This is a genomic window from Pseudoduganella albidiflava, from assembly GCF_004322755.1.
Classification (GTDB): domain Bacteria; phylum Pseudomonadota; class Gammaproteobacteria; order Burkholderiales; family Burkholderiaceae_D; genus Rugamonas; species Rugamonas albidiflava.
This window is the reverse complement of the sequence record NZ_CP036401.1, coordinates 244,550-261,177: the sequence shown is the minus strand read 5'-3', so window position 1 is coordinate 261,177 and position 16,628 is coordinate 244,550. Positions and strand designations below refer to the sequence as shown.

At 64.9% G+C, this 16,628-nt stretch carries 18 protein-coding genes; 6 read left to right on the top strand and 12 right to left on the bottom strand.

Annotated elements, in window-relative coordinates; translation table 11 throughout:
- Nucleotides 1–11: 11 nt before the first annotated feature.
- From EYF70_RS01110 to EYF70_RS01065, 10 genes are all read right to left on the bottom strand, one after another.
- Nucleotides 12–1,385, bottom strand: coding sequence for an SGNH/GDSL hydrolase family protein (locus tag EYF70_RS01110; RefSeq protein ID WP_131143750.1), 1,374 nt, complete (start codon nt 1,383–1,385; stop codon nt 12–14).
- Nucleotides 1,386–1,513: 128 nt separating this feature from the next.
- Entirely contained in the window at nt 1,514–2,530 is a 1,017-nt protein-coding gene (locus EYF70_RS01105) for an L-threonylcarbamoyladenylate synthase (RefSeq protein ID WP_131143749.1), read from the bottom strand.
- Entirely contained in the window at nt 2,527–3,702 is a 1,176-nt protein-coding gene (locus tag EYF70_RS01100; RefSeq protein WP_131143748.1) for a 5-(carboxyamino)imidazole ribonucleotide synthase, read from the bottom strand. The genes EYF70_RS01105 and EYF70_RS01100 overlap by 4 nt, the downstream gene beginning before the upstream one ends.
- Nucleotide 3,703: 1 nt before the next feature.
- Nucleotides 3,704–4,210, bottom strand: a complete 507-nt coding sequence (gene purE, locus EYF70_RS01095) for a 5-(carboxyamino)imidazole ribonucleotide mutase (RefSeq protein WP_131143747.1) — start codon at nt 4,208–4,210, stop codon at nt 3,704–3,706.
- Nucleotides 4,210–5,109 carry a phosphoribosylaminoimidazolesuccinocarboxamide synthase gene (locus EYF70_RS01090; RefSeq protein WP_131143746.1) on the bottom strand — a complete coding sequence of 300 codons (900 nt, stop codon included), beginning with the start codon at nt 5,107–5,109 and terminating at the stop codon, nt 4,210–4,212. Before EYF70_RS01090 ends, purE begins: the two co-directional genes overlap by 1 nt.
- 128 nt (nt 5,110–5,237) lie before the next feature.
- Nucleotides 5,238–6,302, bottom strand: a complete 1,065-nt coding sequence (gene fba, locus EYF70_RS01085) for a class II fructose-bisphosphate aldolase (RefSeq protein ID WP_131143745.1) — start codon at nt 6,300–6,302, stop codon at nt 5,238–5,240.
- A gap of 75 nt (nt 6,303–6,377) precedes the next feature.
- Complete coding sequence (pyk, locus tag EYF70_RS01080) at nt 6,378–7,826, bottom strand: pyruvate kinase (RefSeq protein WP_131143744.1); 1,449 nt, start codon at nt 7,824–7,826, stop codon at nt 6,378–6,380.
- A gap of 68 nt (nt 7,827–7,894) precedes the next feature.
- Nucleotides 7,895–9,109: a phosphoglycerate kinase gene (locus EYF70_RS01075; protein WP_131143743.1), complete on the bottom strand. Its 1,215-nt coding sequence runs from the start codon at nt 9,107–9,109 to the stop codon at nt 7,895–7,897.
- Nucleotides 9,110–9,173: 64 nt separating this feature from the next.
- The gene (locus tag EYF70_RS01070; protein ID WP_131143742.1) at nt 9,174–9,521 is read right to left on the bottom strand and encodes an AzlD domain-containing protein; all 348 of its coding nucleotides are present in this window, start codon (nt 9,519–9,521) and stop codon (nt 9,174–9,176) included.
- Nucleotides 9,514–10,263 (bottom strand): AzlC family ABC transporter permease, encoded by a 750-nt coding sequence (locus EYF70_RS01065; RefSeq protein ID WP_131143741.1) that lies wholly within the window; start codon nt 10,261–10,263, stop codon nt 9,514–9,516. The genes EYF70_RS01070 and EYF70_RS01065 overlap by 8 nt, the downstream gene beginning before the upstream one ends.
- Nucleotides 10,264–10,459: 196 nt before the next feature.
- Here EYF70_RS01065 and EYF70_RS01060 point away from each other — a divergent pair, with 196 nt between their 5' ends.
- From EYF70_RS01060 to EYF70_RS01045, 4 genes are all read left to right on the top strand, one after another.
- Nucleotides 10,460–10,651 carry a zinc-finger domain-containing protein gene (locus EYF70_RS01060; protein ID WP_130187406.1) on the top strand — a complete coding sequence of 64 codons (192 nt, stop codon included), beginning with the start codon at nt 10,460–10,462 and terminating at the stop codon, nt 10,649–10,651.
- 123 nt (nt 10,652–10,774) lie between these two features.
- Nucleotides 10,775–11,194, top strand: coding sequence for a YybH family protein (locus EYF70_RS01055; protein ID WP_131143740.1), 420 nt, complete (start codon nt 10,775–10,777; stop codon nt 11,192–11,194).
- Between the two features lie 206 nt (nt 11,195–11,400).
- Entirely contained in the window at nt 11,401–12,381 is a 981-nt protein-coding gene (locus tag EYF70_RS01050; RefSeq protein ID WP_131143739.1) for a YheT family hydrolase, read from the top strand.
- Nucleotides 12,382–12,384: 3 nt separating this feature from the next.
- Nucleotides 12,385–12,984 (top strand): DUF2946 family protein, encoded by a 600-nt coding sequence (locus EYF70_RS01045; RefSeq protein ID WP_131143738.1) that lies wholly within the window; start codon nt 12,385–12,387, stop codon nt 12,982–12,984.
- Here EYF70_RS01045 and EYF70_RS01040 read toward each other — a convergent pair.
- Nucleotides 12,893–14,680, bottom strand: a complete 1,788-nt coding sequence (locus tag EYF70_RS01040; protein ID WP_131143737.1) for a beta-barrel assembly-enhancing protease — start codon at nt 14,678–14,680, stop codon at nt 12,893–12,895. The genes EYF70_RS01045 and EYF70_RS01040 overlap by 92 nt on opposite strands.
- Before the next feature lie 53 nt (nt 14,681–14,733).
- Here EYF70_RS01040 and moaC point away from each other — a divergent pair, with 53 nt between their 5' ends.
- On the top strand, nt 14,734–15,225 hold the full coding sequence (gene moaC, locus EYF70_RS01035) for a cyclic pyranopterin monophosphate synthase MoaC (protein ID WP_131143736.1): 492 nt from the start codon (nt 14,734–14,736) through the stop codon (nt 15,223–15,225).
- Nucleotides 15,226–15,337: 112 nt separating this feature from the next.
- Nucleotides 15,338–16,045 (top strand): flagellar brake protein, encoded by a 708-nt coding sequence (locus EYF70_RS01030; protein WP_131143735.1) that lies wholly within the window; start codon nt 15,338–15,340, stop codon nt 16,043–16,045.
- 67 nt (nt 16,046–16,112) lie between these two features.
- Here EYF70_RS01030 and EYF70_RS31885 read toward each other — a convergent pair whose 3' ends face one another.
- Complete coding sequence (locus tag EYF70_RS31885; protein ID WP_307722105.1) at nt 16,113–16,586, bottom strand: pilin; 474 nt, start codon at nt 16,584–16,586, stop codon at nt 16,113–16,115.
- Nucleotides 16,587–16,628 lie beyond the last annotated feature (42 nt).

Genomic DNA, 16,628 nt, shown 5'->3' with positions numbered 1-16,628 from the left:
TCCGGTGCGGTCTACAGCCAGCCCTTGGTCACCAGCGAGCGCGACACGAAGCGTGCCAGCAGCAGGTTGTTGAACGGCGTCGGGTGCACTTCATCGGCATACGAGTAATGGCTGACATCGCCGGACTCCAGGCTCGCCGCGGTGCAGCCCAGCGAGCTGCCCAGCGGGTTCTTCGGCGACTCCAGGTCGCAGGCCGGCTCGGTGACATTGGTCAGGCCGTACGGGCCCGGATTGGTGGCCTGGTCGTGGCTGACGGCATATACATCCACGATCACCACCTTGCTCTCGCTGCCCAGGGCGGACACCAGCTGCGCATTGAACGCCTGCACCATCTTGTCGATCAGCGCGCGGACATTGGCATCGCGCGCCCGGCCGGCCGGCGTGCTGGCCACGTCCGGCAGGTTGTTGACGACGACGTAGCCGGCGCCATTGCCGAGGATCTGCGACTTGACCAGCGTGGCCAGCTCGGCGCCGGCGGTGGCCAGCGCGGCGACCATGGCCGGTGCCTGCGCGGCAACGTAATCGGCACCTGCTTGCGCGCCGGCGGTGCCGGCTGCCTTGGTGGCGGCCTCGACGATCGTGGCGAGGCTGGCGGGCGCCTTCGTATTGCCGGCCTGGACCGCCGCGGTCACGGCGGCCTGCACGATCGACGCCTGCGTGCTGCCGCTGCGCGCACTCTCGGTGGCGATGGCCAGGCCGATCGCCGGACCGGCGGTGGCCGGGTTGGTGGCGCCGGCCGCCAGCTGCGTGGCCAGGCTGGTGCCGAAGGTTTGCTGGCCCGCCGCGGTACCGGCCGCCGTGGCGGCGCTGGAAAGCTGGGCCAGGTTGACGAGGACATCGTTGCCGCCGGCCATCACGAAGACCACTTCGTCGCCCTTGAACTTGCCGCCCGTTTTCGCCAGGTGGTTCTTGACCTGGGTGACCACGGGCACGGTCAGCGCGCCCAGCGGGCTGCCGGTCAGCTTGTGGCCGGCGCCGACCGGGTTGGTCACCCGCGCCCCGCCCTGCGCATAACTGAAGCACTCCGCATGGTTGGTGACGGGCACCGAAAAGCCCAGCGCGGCATCGCCGTCGAGGCCGGTCTGGGCCGGGCATGGGGCCGGCAGGCCGAACTGGGCCGCCATCAGCTCGGTCCAGTTCTTGCCCGTCAGTGCGGCATTGGCCGCCGTGCTGTCGCCATTGATCGTGTATTTGCCGCCGCCGAGGGCCTTTACGCCACCGACGTTGTAGGTGCCGAGATCGGACAGGCTGTCGCCGAAACTCACCTGCGACGCGAACTTGACCTTGTTGACCTGGGCACCGGGCTGCGGGTCGCCGCTGTTGCCGCCGCAGGCCGCAAGGATGGCGCTGGCCATCACGGCAAGCGCGAGTTTCATGTGTCGCATGGAGTCTCCCTGGATTGGATCGTTATCTTTTTAATAGCACGTATGTACTATTCACAATCCAGCTAATATGCCAGCCCCGGTCCTGGTAGCACAAGGGTAATTTGGCAAAAACAACACTGCCGGGGTGGTCACTCCGCCGTCAGGAAACGGTCGATGATGCCGGCCGAGCCGAAGGCGGCGCGGCGCAGGCGGTCGTTGATGCCGAGCCACGCATCGTGCTGCGGCGGGGTTTCGACGAGGATCAGTTCGACATCGGCGCGGTCCATCGTGCGCAGCGCCGCGTACAGGCCGAAGGCATAACCGGCGGGCTCGTTCGGCAGCAACTCCTGCGCGCTGGCCTGCACCAGCATCGGCGAATAGCGGATCACGGCGACACGGCGGCCACGGCCGGCCAGCGTCGTCAGCAGGCCGGGCAGCCGCGCGGTATCGGCCAGCGCCACCGGGGCCTTCGGCGCGTAATGCGATTCCAGCGTGCCAGAGGCGCGCGGCGCGGCGGCATCCGGCGCAGCCGGCATGGCGCCGATCACGGCGGCGATCTCGGCGGCACCGATATGGCCGGGCCGCAGCAGCACCGGGCCATGCGTGGCCAGCCGCGACAGGTCGACGATCGTCGATTCGATGCCGACCTGGCTGGCACCGCCATCGAGCACCGTGATCGCACCGGCGCCGAATTCCTCATTGAACTCGTCCCGCACATGCTGCGCGGTGGTCGGGCTGACATTGCCGAACTTGTTGGCCGACGGCGCGGCGACACCGCCCTTGCCGCCCTTGAACGCGGCCAGCAGCGCCATCGCCACCGGGTGCGACGGGCAGCGGATGCCCACCGTGTCCTGCCCGCCGGAGACGGCATCGGGAATATGCGCATGGCGCTTGACGATCATCGTCAGCGGCCCCGGCCAGAAAGCCCGGGCCAGCTTGCGGGCTTCGTCCGGGACTTCCGCCGCCCAGTAATCGAGGTCGGCACCCGGTGCCACGTGCACGATCACCGGGTGGTCCTGCGGCCGGCCCTTGGCCGCGTAGATGGCGGCCACCGCAGCCGGGTTTTCCGCATCCGCACCGAGGCCGTACACGGTCTCGGTGGGAAATGCCACCAGAGCGCCCGCTTCCAGGCGCGCCGCGGCGTCGAGGATCGCCTGTTCCGTCACGGTGCGATACCCAGGATACGGCAGGCGGCGTCCAGTTGCCGCTGTGCTTCCGCCAGCGTGGGCGCGACGAAGGTGACGTGGCCCATCTTGCGGCCCGGGCGGGGATCGTCCTTGCCGTACAGGTGCAGGCAGGCGCCCGGCAGCGCGACGACCTTGTCCCACGCCGGTTCGCTTTCGCTTTCGCCGTCGAACCACACGTCGCCCAGGATGTTCAGCATCACCGCCGGCGAATGCTGGCGCACGTCGCCCAGCGGCAGTTTCGCCATCGCCCGCACCTGCTGCGCGAACTGGCTCGTCACGCAGGCGTCGATCGTATAGTGCCCGCTGTTGTGCGGCCGCGGCGCCATCTCGTTGACCACCAGCGTGCCATCGGTCAGCACGAAGAATTCGATGCACAGCACGCCCACGTAGCCCAGTTCGGCCACGATGGCACGCGCCGCGTCCTGCGCCTTGCGAGCGCTATCGGCGGACACATGCGGCCCCGGCACCGTCGTCGTGAACAGGATGCCGTCGCGGTGCACGTTCTCGGCGATCGGGTAGACCACCGATTCGCCATCGGCACCGCGCGCCGTCAGCACCGATACTTCATACGCCAGCGGCAGCATCTTCTCGAGCAGGCACGTGACTTCGCCCATGCCTTCGAACGCGGCACGCACTTCGTCGCGGCTCTTCACGCGCACCTGGCCCTTGCCGTCGTAGCCCATGCGCACGGTCTTCAGGATGCCGGGCAGCAGGTTGTCGTCGATCGCGTCGATATCCTCGAACGACGCGATGACCTTGTGCGGCGCCGGCATCACGCCGGATTTGGGCGCGCAGGCCACGAAGAACGATTTCTCGGCAATTCGGTCCTGCGCGACGGACACGCCATGGGCGTTGGGTGCCACGAACACGGCTTGCGCCAGGCGCGACAGGCTGTCCGCCGGCACGTTCTCGAATTCGGTGGTGACGGCCACGCATTGCGCGGCCAGCGCATCGAGGCCGGCGGCATCCTCATAGGCCGCATTGACCAGGCGCTGGGCAACTTGCCCGGCCGGACAGTCGTCGGACGGTTCCAGCACGGCCACCTGGTAGCCCATGCTCTGGGCGGCTTGCGCAAACATGCGGCCGAGCTGGCCGCCGCCCATCACGCCCAGCCAGGCGGCCGGGTTCGCGGTAGGCAAATAGGACTTCATATTACTCATTGACAGGCAGGATCATGGCTTTCGCGGCAGCCGTCTGCTGGGTGCGGAACGCTTCCAGCTGGGCGGCCAGGGCATCGTCGGTGGTGGCGATGATGGCGATGGCGGTCAGGGCGGCATTGGCGGCACCTGCCTCGCCGATGGCAAACGTCGACACGGGCACGCCTTTCGGCATCTGCACGATCGACAGCAGCGAATCTTCGCCGCGCAGGTATTTCGACGGCACGGGCACGCCCAGCACCGGCACCACGGTCTTGGCCGCCACCATGCCCGGCAGGTGCGCGGCGCCGCCGGCACCGGCGATGATCGCGCGCAAGCCGCGCGCACGGGCCGTTTCGGCATAGGTGAACATCTCGTCCGGCATGCGGTGCGCGGAAATCACCTGCGCCTCGAACGGAATGTTGAACTGCTTCAGCATCGACACGGCATGCTGCATCACGTCCCAGTCCGAGGACGAGCCCATGATGACGCCGACCAGCGGCTTATTCTGCGCGTCGGCCATCACGCGACCTTCAGCTTCTCGCCCGTCAGGCGTTCGATGGCTTCGAAGTACTTGGCTTGCGTCTTCTCGATGACCTCGGCCGGCAGCGCCGGCGCCGGCGGCGTTTTCTTCCACTCGGTCAGCGTTTCCAGGTAATCGCGCACGAACTGCTTGTCGTACGACGGCGGCGACATGCCCGGCGCATACGAATCGGCCGGCCAGAAGCGCGACGAATCGGCCGTCAGCACTTCATCCATCAGGTGCAGCACGCCATTGTCGTCCAGGCCGAATTCGAACTTGGTGTCGGCGATGATGATGCCGCGCGTTGCCGCGTAATCGGCAGCCGTTTTGTACAGTTCGATGGAGATGTCGCGCATTTTCGCGGCCAGTTCGGCGCCGATGCGCTGTTCCATCTCGGCAAAGCTGATGTTCTCGTCATGCTCGCCCAGGTCGGCCTTGGCGGCCGGCGTGAACAGCGGCTCGGCCAGCTTGTCGGCCTGGCGCAGGCCGGCCGGCAGTTCGATGCCGCACACGCTGCCGGTGGCCTGGTAATCCTTCCAGCCCGAACCGATGATGTAGCCGCGCACCACGGCTTCCACCAGGATCGGCTTGAGGCGCTTGGCCACCACGGCGCGGCCCTTCACCTGTTCCACTTCTTCCGGCGCCACGACCGATTCCGGCGCCACGCCGGTCAGGTGGTTCGGCACGATATGGCCGAGTTTCTCGAACCAGAAATCGCTCATCTGGTTCAATACCATGCCCTTGCCCGGGATCGGCTCGTTCATCACGACGTCGAAGGCGGACAGGCGGTCGGTGGTGACGATCAGGATCTTGTCGTCGCCAACGGCATAGTTATCGCGGACCTTGCCGTGGCCGAGCAATGGCAGGGAAGAAATGGAGGTCTGGTAAAGGCTTTTCATAGGGGCGATCTTGAATAATTGCCAAGCGATCGGCAATCAATAAGCTATAAAGCGAAACCGGCGGGGAGGAGAAATCTCCCGCCCGCCGATCGAGAGTCTTCGAGTCGAATGACTCGAAGGACAGGATTTTACTGCACAATCTGGGTCAGTTCACCGGCCTTGTAGCGTTCCGCCATCTTTTCCAGGGGAATTGGCTTGATTTGCGACGCGCGGCCTTCGCAGCCGAACGACAGGAAACGGGCCTTCACGACTTCTTCCGCAGCCAGGCGTGCCGGCTTCAGGTAGTCGCGCGGATCGAACTTGGACGGGTTCTGGAACATGAACTTGCGGATCGCCGCCGTCATGGCCAGGCGGATGTCCGTGTCGATGTTGATCTTGCGAACACCGTGGCGGATGCCTTCCTGGATTTCCTCGACGGGCACGCCGTAGGTTTCCTTCATGTCGCCGCCGAATTCGCGGATGATCGCCAGCAGTTCCTGCGGCACCGACGAGGAACCATGCATCACCAGGTGCGTATTCGGAATACGCGCGTGGATTTCCTTGATGCGGTCGATCGCCAGGATGTCGCCGGTAGGCTTGCGGGTGAACTTGTAGGCGCCGTGCGAGGTGCCGATGGCGATGGCCAGCGCGTCGCACTGGGTGCGCTCGACGAAGTCGGCGGCCTGGGCTACGTCCGTCAGCAGCTGTTCGCGGGTCATCGTGCCATCCGCGCCGTGGCCGTCTTCCTTGTCGCCCTTCATCGTTTCGAGCGAGCCCAGCACGCCCAGCTCGGCTTCGACGGTCACGCCGATCGAGTGCGCGAACTTGACGACTTCACGCGACACTTCCACGTTGTAGTCGTACGACGCCACCGACTTGCCGTCGGCTTCCAGCGAACCGTCCATCATCACGGACGAGAAGCCGGAACGGATCGCGGCCATGCACACCGCCGGCGACTGGCCGTGGTCCTGGTGCATCACCACCGGGATGTGCGGATAGGCTTCGATGGCCGCGTCGATCAGGTGGCGCAGGAACGCTTCGCCGGCATATTTGCGGGCGCCGGCCGACGCCTGCATGATCACCGGGCTGTTGACGGCATCGGCGGCGGCCATGATGGCCTGCACCTGCTCCAGGTTGTTGACGTTGAATGCTGGCAAGCCATAGCCATTTTCAGCGGCATGGTCCAGCAGTTGACGCATGGATACGAGGGACATGGTAGTACTCCAATCAAATAAAAACCTTTGCGGCCGCGCGCGGGCTCCCCTGGCCCCGGCGCGCCGGCCTGAATCCTATGAAAACTCGCCCACCTTGACGATCTTGAGGGCGTTGGTGCCACCCACCTGGCCCATCGGCTCGCCCCAGGTGACGACGATCATGTCGCCCTTCTTGGCGATACCGTATTCGACCAGCAGGTCTTCGGCCTGTTTCAGCACTTCGCGGCTGGTGCCCTGCTGCAGCAGGTAGTGTGCGCTCACGTTGCGGTAGATCGATACCTTGCGCTGCGTGGTGACGCTCGGCGTCAGCGCGAAGATCGGCGTGTCGATGTTGTGGCGGCTCATCCAGAGTGCGGTGGAGCCCGATTCGGTCAGCGCCACGATCGCCTTCACGTGCAGGTGATGCGCGGTAAACAGCGCGCCGTAGGCGATCGACTGGTCGATGCGGGTGAAGCGCGCGTTGAGGAAATCGGCGTCGAGCTTGTTGTACTCGGACTGTTCGGCTTCCACGCACACGGCGGCCATCATCTCGACGGTCTCGATCGGGTAGCGGCCGGAGGCCGTTTCGGCGGACGTCATCACGGCATCGGTGCCATCCAGCACGGCGTTGGCCACGTCGGACACTTCGGCGCGGGTCGGCACGGCGTTGAAGATCATCGATTCCATCATCTGCGTGGCGGTGATGGCGAACTTGTTCGATTCGCGCGCCATGCGGATCATGCGCTTCTGCAGCGCGGGCACGGCGGCATTGCCCACTTCCACGGCCAGGTCGCCACGGGCGACCATGATGCCATCGGAAGCGTTGAGGATTTCCTGCAGCGCCGGAATCGCTTCGGCGCGCTCGATCTTGGCGATCATCTGCGGCTTGTGGCCGTACGGCTCGCCGGCGATATTGGCCAGCTGGCGCGCCATGGCCATGTCGGTGGCGCTTTTCGGGAACGAAATGGCCAGGTAGTCGGCCTGGAAGCTCATCGCGGTCTTGATGTCTTCCATGTCCTTCGCGGTCAGGGCCGGCGCGGTCAGGCCGCCGCCCTGGCGGTTGATGCCCTTGTTGTTCGACAGTTCGCCGCCGATCTTCACCGTGGTGAAGATTTCATGGCCGACGATCTTGTCGACCACCAGCACGATCAGGCCGTCGTTGAGCAGCAGTACGTCCTTGCCGCGCAAGTCGTTCGGCAGCGCCTTGTAGTCGAGGCCCACGCGTTCCTGGTTGCCCAGTTCGCCGTTCTCGCCCCATTTCGCATCGAGGATGAACTTGTCGCCATTGACCAGGTCGATCTTGCCGCCTTCGAACTTGCCGACGCGGATCTTCGGGCCCTGCATGTCGGCCATGATCGCCACTTCCCGTCCGCACTCCGCCGCCGCCTGCCGCACGAGGTTGGCGCGATCGATGTGGTCCTGCGCCTTGCCGTGCGAGAAATTCAGCCGCACCACGTCCACGCCCGCCCGGATCATGCGGATCAGGACGTTCAGGTCGGTGGAAGCGGGGCCGATGGTTGCGACGATTTTGGTGCCACGGGACATTGAGGGTTCCTCGAAGAAAAGATCGTTCAAAGAGAAAAGCGCAGCGACGGTGCGCTGCGCTTCTTCATTTACTGGCCGGACCGCTCGGCTGAGCGGGAGGCCAGGATTTCCACTGCCGGGAGGGTCTTGCCTTCGAGGAATTCCAGGAAGGCACCACCGCCCGTGGAGATATAACCAATTTTATCGGTAATGGCGTATTTTGCAATCGCCGCCAGTGTATCGCCACCGCCGGCGATCGAGAAGGCCTTCGAGTCGGCAATGGCCAGCGCCAGCGTTTTCGTGCCTTCGCCGAACTGGTCGAACTCGAACACGCCGACCGGGCCGTTCCACACGATGGTGCCGGCCGCGGCGATCTGGCCGGCCAGCTGCTGCGCGGTTTTCGGGCCGATATCGAGGATCATGTCGTCATCGGCGACGTCCGCGACATCCTTGACGGTGGCCGTGGCGGTGGCCGAGAACTCCTTGGCGCAGACCACGTCGACCGGGATCGGCACCTGCGCGCCGCGCTTGGCCATCATGTCGATGATCGACTTGGCTTCCTCGACCAGGTCCGGCTCGGCCAGCGACTTGCCGATCTTCAGGCCGGCGGCCAGCATGAACGTGTTGGCGATGCCGCCGCCCACGACGAGGTTGTCGACCTTGTCGGCCAGCGATTTCAGGATCGACAGCTTGGACGAGACCTTCGAGCCGGCGACGATCGCCAGCAGCGGGCGGGCCGGCGCACCCAGCGCCTTGCCCAGCGCATCGAGTTCGGCGGCCAGCAGCGGGCCGGCCGCGGCGACCGGCGCGAACTTGGCGATGCCGTGCGTGGACGCTTCTGCGCGGTGGGCGGTGCCGAACGCGTCGTTCACATAAACGTCGCACAGTTTCGCCATCTTCTGCGCCAGTTCATCGGCGTTTTTCTTTTCGCCCTTGTTGACGCGCACGTTTTCCAGCAGCACGACCTGGCCATCCTGCAGGCTTTCCAGGCCGGCGCCGTCGACCCACTGCTGTTTCAGTTCGACCGGCTGGCCGAGCAGTTCGGCGAGGCGCGCGGCGACCGGCGCCAGGCTGTCTTCCTGCTTGAACTCGCCTTCGGTCGGGCGGCCCAGGTGGGATGTGACCATGACCTTCGCGCCAGCCTTGACAGCGGCCTGGATCGCCGGAACGGAAGCGCGGATGCGCGTATCTTCGGTGATATTGCCGGCATCATCCTGCGGCACGTTGAGGTCGGCGCGGATGAACACCCGCTTGCCTTGCAGCGCGTTTTGCGCGATCAGATCCTGGAGACGAATGAAGGACATGGGTTCGGAAGGGACAAGTGGTAGAAAGAACACTATTTTACCGCATGCCCGCCGCTCGCCGGCCTTATGAATAAGAATGCAACAAGCCCGGCAACAGGCGCAAGGCCGTGAAGAACAGCATGCCGACGATGATCGTCTCGAGCATGCGGCGGCGCCAGGCGAACCACGCCACCGAGGCGATGCCGGCGATCAGCCGCGCATTGCCCAGGTCGAACTGCACGGTACCGCCGCCATCGAGCAGCAGGTCCGGCGCGATGATGGCCGCCAGCGCGCACGATGGCGCGTAGCGCAGCATCTCCTGCACGCGCGGGGGGATCGTGACCTTGTGGCCCACCAGCCAGAAGCCGCTGCGCGTGAGCGCGGTGGCGATCGCCAGCGACACGATGACGATCCAGATTTCCAGGTCAGACATGGTTGGCCTCGCCGTTTTCTTTCCGTTTTGCCCGGCGCCGGTCGCCGGTTTCCTCGACCACCATCGCCGTCACCATGCCCACCACCACCGCGGCCAGCAGCCCCAGCTTGTAGGGCAGGTCGGCTGCCAGCACGGACACGGCCGCCGCCACCAGCACGCCGCACAGCGCTGGCATGCTGGCCACCATCGGCACCAGGATGCAGACGATGGCCAGCGTGCCGGCGAAGCCCAGCCCCCATTCGGTAGGGACGGCATTGCCGAGGAAGATGCCGATGATCGAGCCGATCTGCCATGCCGCGCAATTCGGGTACAGCAAGCCCTTCAGGAAGGACACCTTGCCCGGCGCCGGTTCCGGATCGGGGTAGCGCTGCAGGTAAAGGGCTACCGAGATATCGCCCGACACGAAGCCGAGGCCGAGGCGCTTGTGCCACGGCAGCGAGGCGAAGTGCGGCGCCAGCAGGACCGAGAAGATGACAAAGCGCAGGTTGATTACGAGCGCCGTCACGAAAATCACCCAGATGGGCGCATTGGCGGCGATCAGCGGCAGCGCGGCAAGCTGGGCCGAACCCGCAAAGACCAGCAGCGTCATGCCCAGCGCCTGCGGGATCGACAGGCCGGACTTGATCATGGCCACGCCCACCACGACGCCCCATGCGCCGATGCCGAACAGCGTCGGCAGGCCGGTGCGGAAACCGTCGCGCCAGGCGGCGGGGTCGTGGGTGGCAAAGTCTTGGTCGCTCATGCTCGGGCTATTGCTCAGTCTGTTTTGCTCGGTTTGCCAAGTGTTGCATGATTGCCACACATCGCAAACTTGCCGGCGGCCCGGGCTGCAATTGAAATGAAAGTTACTCGGAATGCGCGCGACATTGTACTGGCGATTCTTGCAGCATGCCCGAATCCGTTAAAATCGTGCTTTTTGAACCCCGGAGCACCACAAGATGACCCAAGCCACCACGCCAGTCGAACTCGAAGGTAAGGACCTGCCGGCATACTGCCCGAACCCGGCGATGCCGCTGTGGTCCTCGCACCCGCGCGTGTTCCTGGATTTCGCCAAGAACCAGGAAGCGAAGTGCCCCTACTGCGGCACCACGTATCGCCTGAAGCCGGGCACGGTGGTCGGCCACCATTGAATATGACGAGAATCGTCCCGATACTGCGTTACAAATGGGCGCAAGGCGTTGAGCCTTGCGCCCATTTGCGCCTTGTCTCGAAACGATTTCGCCACATTCAGCTTGTCCAACGGCGGAGGCACCATGAAGAAGAAGCAGCATAACGGCAGCCCCGCCGAAGTCGAAGCGGCCTTCTACGATGCACTGAACCGCGGCGACGTGGATGCCGTGATGGCGCTGTGGGCCGATGACGAGGAAATCGTCTGCGTCCACCCGCATGGCGCCCGGCTGATCGGCCACCGCGCGATCCGCGCCTCGTGGGAAATGCTGCTGGAACCGGGCAGCCTGCAAATCCATCCTTCGCAGCTGCATGAAATGCACAACCTGATGAGCGCGGTGCACACCGTGGTCGAAGGCGCCACCGCCGCTGCCGGCGAACCGCAGCACCTGGTGGCCACCAACGTCTACGTGAAAACGCCGAAGGGCTGGCGCATGGCCGCCCACCACGTTTCCGCCGCCCCCGGCCCCGTGCCCGTCGATCCGCCCAGCCCGGTATTGCACTAAAAATGGGGACGGACCCCATTTATCGGGAAATGTTTCCCGAAAAATGGAGCCTGTCACTGAAGTTGTTTAGATAAGGCCACCCCAAGTGCAAATTCCGGGGTCAGACCCGGCGGGTCTGACCCCAGCCCTTCGCTGTTGGGGTGAATGCATGTGCTTTCAATGTAGCTTATTTGGCATGAGAGCCTGTCACCGTTTTTCCCCACGCCATGGACTACCCCGCTCCCCTCTGGCTCCCCAACGGCCACTTCCAGACGATCTACCCGGCCAAGTGCATCCCGAAACCGGTGGTGCCGTTTCGCCGCGAGCGCTGGGATACGCCGGATGGCGATTTCATCGACGTCGATTTCATCGATGGCGCGCCGGGCCAGCCGTTCGTGGTGCTGTTCCATGGCCTGGAGGGCTCGTCCGACAGCCATTATTGCCGCGCGCTGGGCAAGGAATTGCTGGACCGCGGGTGGTCCGGCGCGATCCCGCACTTCCGCGGCTGTTCGGGTGAAGCGAACCTGGCGCCCCGCTTCTACCATTCCGGCGACGCGGCCGAAGTGGACTGGGTGCTGCGCCGCCTGCATCGCCGCGCGACCGGCAAGTTCTACGCCTGCGGTGTCTCGCTGGGCGGCAACGCCTTGCTGCGCTGGCTGGGGGAATCGCAGCATGCGGCGGAATTCGTCGAAGCGGCGGTGGCCGTGTCCGCGCCGCTCGACCTGGCGCGTGGCGGCGAGGCGCTGGGGCGCGGCTTCAACCGCCTTTATCAACGCATGTTCCTGCAGACGCTGAAACCGAAGTGCGCCGCCAAGCTGGCCCATTTCCCCGGCCTGTTCGACCGCGATGCGATGCTGGCCGCGCGCGACCTCTACACCTTCGACAACGTGGTCACGGCGCCATTGCATGGCTATCGCGACACCGACGATTACTGGAACCGCGCCAGCGCCAAGCACGTGCTGGGCGACATCACCGTGCCCACCCTCGTGCTGAACGCGCTGAACGATCCCTTCCTGCCCGGCGTCCACTTGCCGCGCCGGGCCTCGCCCCACGTGGTGCTCGATTATCCGGAAGAAGGCGGCCACGTGGGCTTTGCCACCGGCCGCATGCCGGGCACGCTGCAGTGGCTGCCGCGCCGGATGATCCACTTCCTGGAGGGCGGCCACAGCATCGGCGCGCCGCAAAGCGCGCCGATGTGCGAGGCTTGAGCCATGGATGACATCGTTAAACAGGCCATGGCCAAATGGCCCGACGTGCCGCATTGCTACGGCTGGCTGGCGCTCGATGCGCGCGGCAACTGGCGCATGCGCGACGAGCAGGCACAGCGCCTCGGGCTGCCCGGCGACAAATTGACGAATGCGGCACTGGTCGGCTTCATCGTCCGCAATTACCAGCACGATGACCGCGGTTGCTGGTATTTCCAGAATGGCCCGCAGCGCGTCTACGTGAACCTGGAAACCACGCCGTTCATCGCCCGCACCGACCCCGCCCACGGCTTCGTGCTGCATACCGGCGCGCCGCTGGAACACGTCGAAGCAGCGTTCATCACGGAGGCGGGTGAATTGATCCTGCAGGCGGGAGACATCGTCGCCCAGCTGGACGACCGGGACGTGGCCCAGGCGCTGGGCGCCGTCGGCATGGCGGGCAAGCCGCTCGGCGACGACGCGCTGCTGGCCTGGCTGGAAGGCGGCACGCTGGCCGCCCCGGCCACGCTGAAGGTCAGCGGCAGTGACGTGCCGCTGCGGAAAATGGATCGCGACGCGCTAGCGGATCGGTTCGGCTTCCGGAAAGTTCCCACCCCGGCCGGCTGACGGCGCATTCCTCGTCCGCCTTGTTCAGGTCCTTGCGGCCGAACGGATCGTCCTTGGCCGTGCCCGTCCCTGCCCCGGACCCCGCCACCGGGCCGGCGCTGACACGGAACGATGCGCCGCCGAAGTCCTTGTCCTTGCTTTTCTCGCCCATCGCCTCGCGCCGCCGGGCCTGCCATTCGCGCTCGCGCGCATCGATCACGGCCTGTTCGTAGAACGACGCATCGGACGATTTGCGCGCCAGCTGCAGCTGGTCGAGCGCGGCCATCGTGCCGCCCAGCAGCGCATACGATTCGGCCAGCGCGATGTGCTGCAGCGCGATCTTGCCCATCTTCGAATACGCCTGCGCCAGCAGGTCCTGCAGTTCCGGCTCGCTGCGGTACTGCTGGATCTGGTCACGCAGGAAGCGCTCGGCCTGTTCCGGCTTGCCGCCCTTGATCAGCGCATCGGCATATTGCCAGGCGATGCCGCGGGACAGCGGATACCTGGCATGCGCTTCCTGCCCTTCGGCGATGGCCTGGGCCAGCACCTCGGGATTCTTTTCCTGGTCGACCTTGATCTCCAGCGACGTGTACGCCAGGATGCTTTCCGACAGCCCCTTCGGCAGCGGCGAGCTGAACGCACCTGCCGCGGGCGGGCGCTCGATCGTCGCGCGGGCCTTGTCGAGCCAGGCTTGCGCGCCCTTGTGGTCGTCACGCTGCAAGGCCAGGAAAGCCATGCCGTACTGGCCGGCGGCGATCTCGTGGCGGCTTTGCTGCGCCATCTGGTTGCGGAAGAATTCCTCCGACTGGGCATAGCCCTTGGTCGATTTGTCCTGCAGCACGCGGGCGCGCGAGCGGACCAGGAAGAAGTCCAGCGCATCCACGCGCTGCCGGTAAGGGGTCTCGCGGATGCGCGCCTGGATGTCGGCGATCCGCTCGGTCGTCAGCGGGTGGCTCATCAGCCAGGGCATCGACGTGTCGTACATCTTCGTCGCATTCTGCATGCGCTGGAAAAAGGCCACCATGCCGGAGGTTTCATAGCCGGCCGCGCCCATGATCTGGAAGCCCACCCGGTCCGCCTCGCGCTCGGCTTCGCGGCCGAAGTTCAGCTGGCGCTGGATCGCCACGCCCTGCCCGCCCATCATCACGCCCATCGCCGCGTCCGGGCTGTCCTTGGCGACCAGCGCCGCCAGGACCATCGCCGCCAGCGGGATCAGCGCATCGGTTTTCTGCTCGCCCAGCTGGCGGGCGATGTGCCGCTGCGCCACGTGCCCGATCTCGTGCGACAGCACGGAAGCCAGTTCCGATTCCGACTGCGCGGCCAGCAGCAGCGCCGAATGCACGCCGATGAAACCGCCCGGCAGCGCGAACGCGTTCAGCATCGGGTCGCGCACGGCAAAGAAGAAGTAATCGTAGTTCGCCTCGCCGCGCGAGCCCGGCCGGGCCGTGACCAGCGTATTGCCCAGGTTGTTCAGGTAATCGATGATGGGTGGATCGTCGAGATAATCGCGGTTGAAGCGGATATCGCGCATGATTTCCTCGCCCAGCTTGCGCTCGATGACGGGCGACAGCGCCTCGCGCGACGTATCGCCCAGGCTGGGCAGGCTCGGCACGTTGGTCGGCGCCTGCGCGCGGGCCGGGGCCGTGACCGGCAGGGACGCGACGGACGCGGCCAGCGATACAGCAAGGGACAGCAGGCAGCGGCGGGGAAATCGCATGGCGTTCACGGTGCTATGATACCTTTTCATTCAGTAACCTCAGTATTCTCCGCATGTCCGAACCTACTCCAGAACTGACCCATTTCGACAGCGCCGGCCAGGCCCACATGGTCGATGTCGGCGCCAAGGCCGAAACCCACCGCATCGCCATCGCCACCGGCACGATCCGGATGAAGCCGGAAACGCTGGCCATCATTCTATCGGGAACTGCCAAGAAAGGTGATGTGCTGGGCATTGCCCGCATCGCCGCCATCATGGGCGCCAAGCGCACCAGCGACCTGGTGCCCCTGTGCCACCCCTTGGCGCTGACCCGCGTGACCGTGGATTTCGAGACCGACGAAGCCGCTTCCTCGGTGCATTGCCGCGCGCAGGTGGAAACGTACGGGAAAACGGGCGTCGAGATGGAAGCGCTGACCGCCGTGCAGGTCGGGCTGCTGACGATTTATGACATGTGCAAGGCCGCCGACCGGGGCATGGTGATGGGCGAGATCCGCGTGCGGGAGAAGCATGGCGGGAAATCCGGGGACTGGTCGGCGACCAGTTGACCTTGGCGATGACGACTTGACATTCCAAAATGTAAGTTTTGTCCTACATCAACAACCATATCCGTTAGCCAAAGTTCTATAATCATCGGTCACTTTCCGTCTGGAACAACCGATGACTGGCACCGCAGCGCCTGAAGCAACGCCTCAGCAATTCACTTTCGAGCAGATGAACCTGCAGGTCGGCATGCGGCTGCAGGTCATTACCCATCGGGCGCTGCGCCCGGCGCAGAATTTCTCCAGCGTGATCGGATGGGTCAAGGATGAGTACCTGATCATCAAGATTCCATTTGAACAGGGCGCGCCGATCGCGCTGGGCGAAGGCGACAAGCTGACGCTGCGCGTGTTTTCCGGCGTGAACGTGTGTTCGTTCAATGCCATCGTCGAGCGCATCTTCGGCCGGCCGCTGCTGTATGCGCACGTGACGTTTCCCAAGCAGATCCAGGGGACCAGCCTGCGCATGGCGATGCGGGTCAAGGTCGACATCCCGGCACAGGTCAGAACGGCGGCAGGATTCGAGCAGGTCGGATTCCTGGTGAACCTCAGTGTTTCCGGCGCGCTGATGCATACGAAAAAGCCGATTCCCGAGGAAGTCGAACCCGTGGCCGTGCAGTTCACCCTGCTGACGGAGCCTGACAAGCGGCAGGTGATCATCACCGCCAAGGCATCGATCCGCAATGTGAACGCTGCGGAGCCTTGGCCCGACGGCAGGCCCCGCTATGCCTATGGCATGCAGTTCATCGACCTCGATCCCGCGCACTACATGATGCTGCAGAACCTGACGTACCAGGCACTGATCACGGATCGGCAAAAGATCGTGTGAACGGCGCGTAGTAAAGCAAAAAGCCCGGCGATGCCGGGCTTTTTGCTTGATGCGACTAGTTCAGTGATTAGTTCTTCACGAAACCTTTGTCGAAGCAGGCACCCGAGTATGCCCAGTTCAGACGGGCAGTTGCGGTACCAGTATTGCCACCAACGACAGCGGGCGTCAGTACGCAAGTATCGGTGGTCAGGATGCCCTTGGTAGCGTTCGGCGTAGCAGTAATAACGCCGTTGACACCAACCGCCAGGCTATTGAATACGCCAGTATTGGATGCGGCCGGGGTCACCGGCAGGCCACCGGTCACGGCGCCGCCGTTCGTGGCTGCGCTCATATCGGCCAGGGCCGTACCGTTCTGGAACGCTTCCTCAACGGCCAGCTTGTACGGGCTCATCTGGCTAATCACGTCGGTGTACGCGGCGCGCTTCACGTAGTTCTGGTAAGCCGGAATTGCCACGGCTGCCAGGATGCCGATGATCGCCACGACGATCATCAGTTCGATCAGGGTGAAACCGGCTTGGGCTTTCTGGTTCATGGATTTCATGGTGTTGCTCCTTCAGGTAGAAACGAAACGGGTTGAGATGAT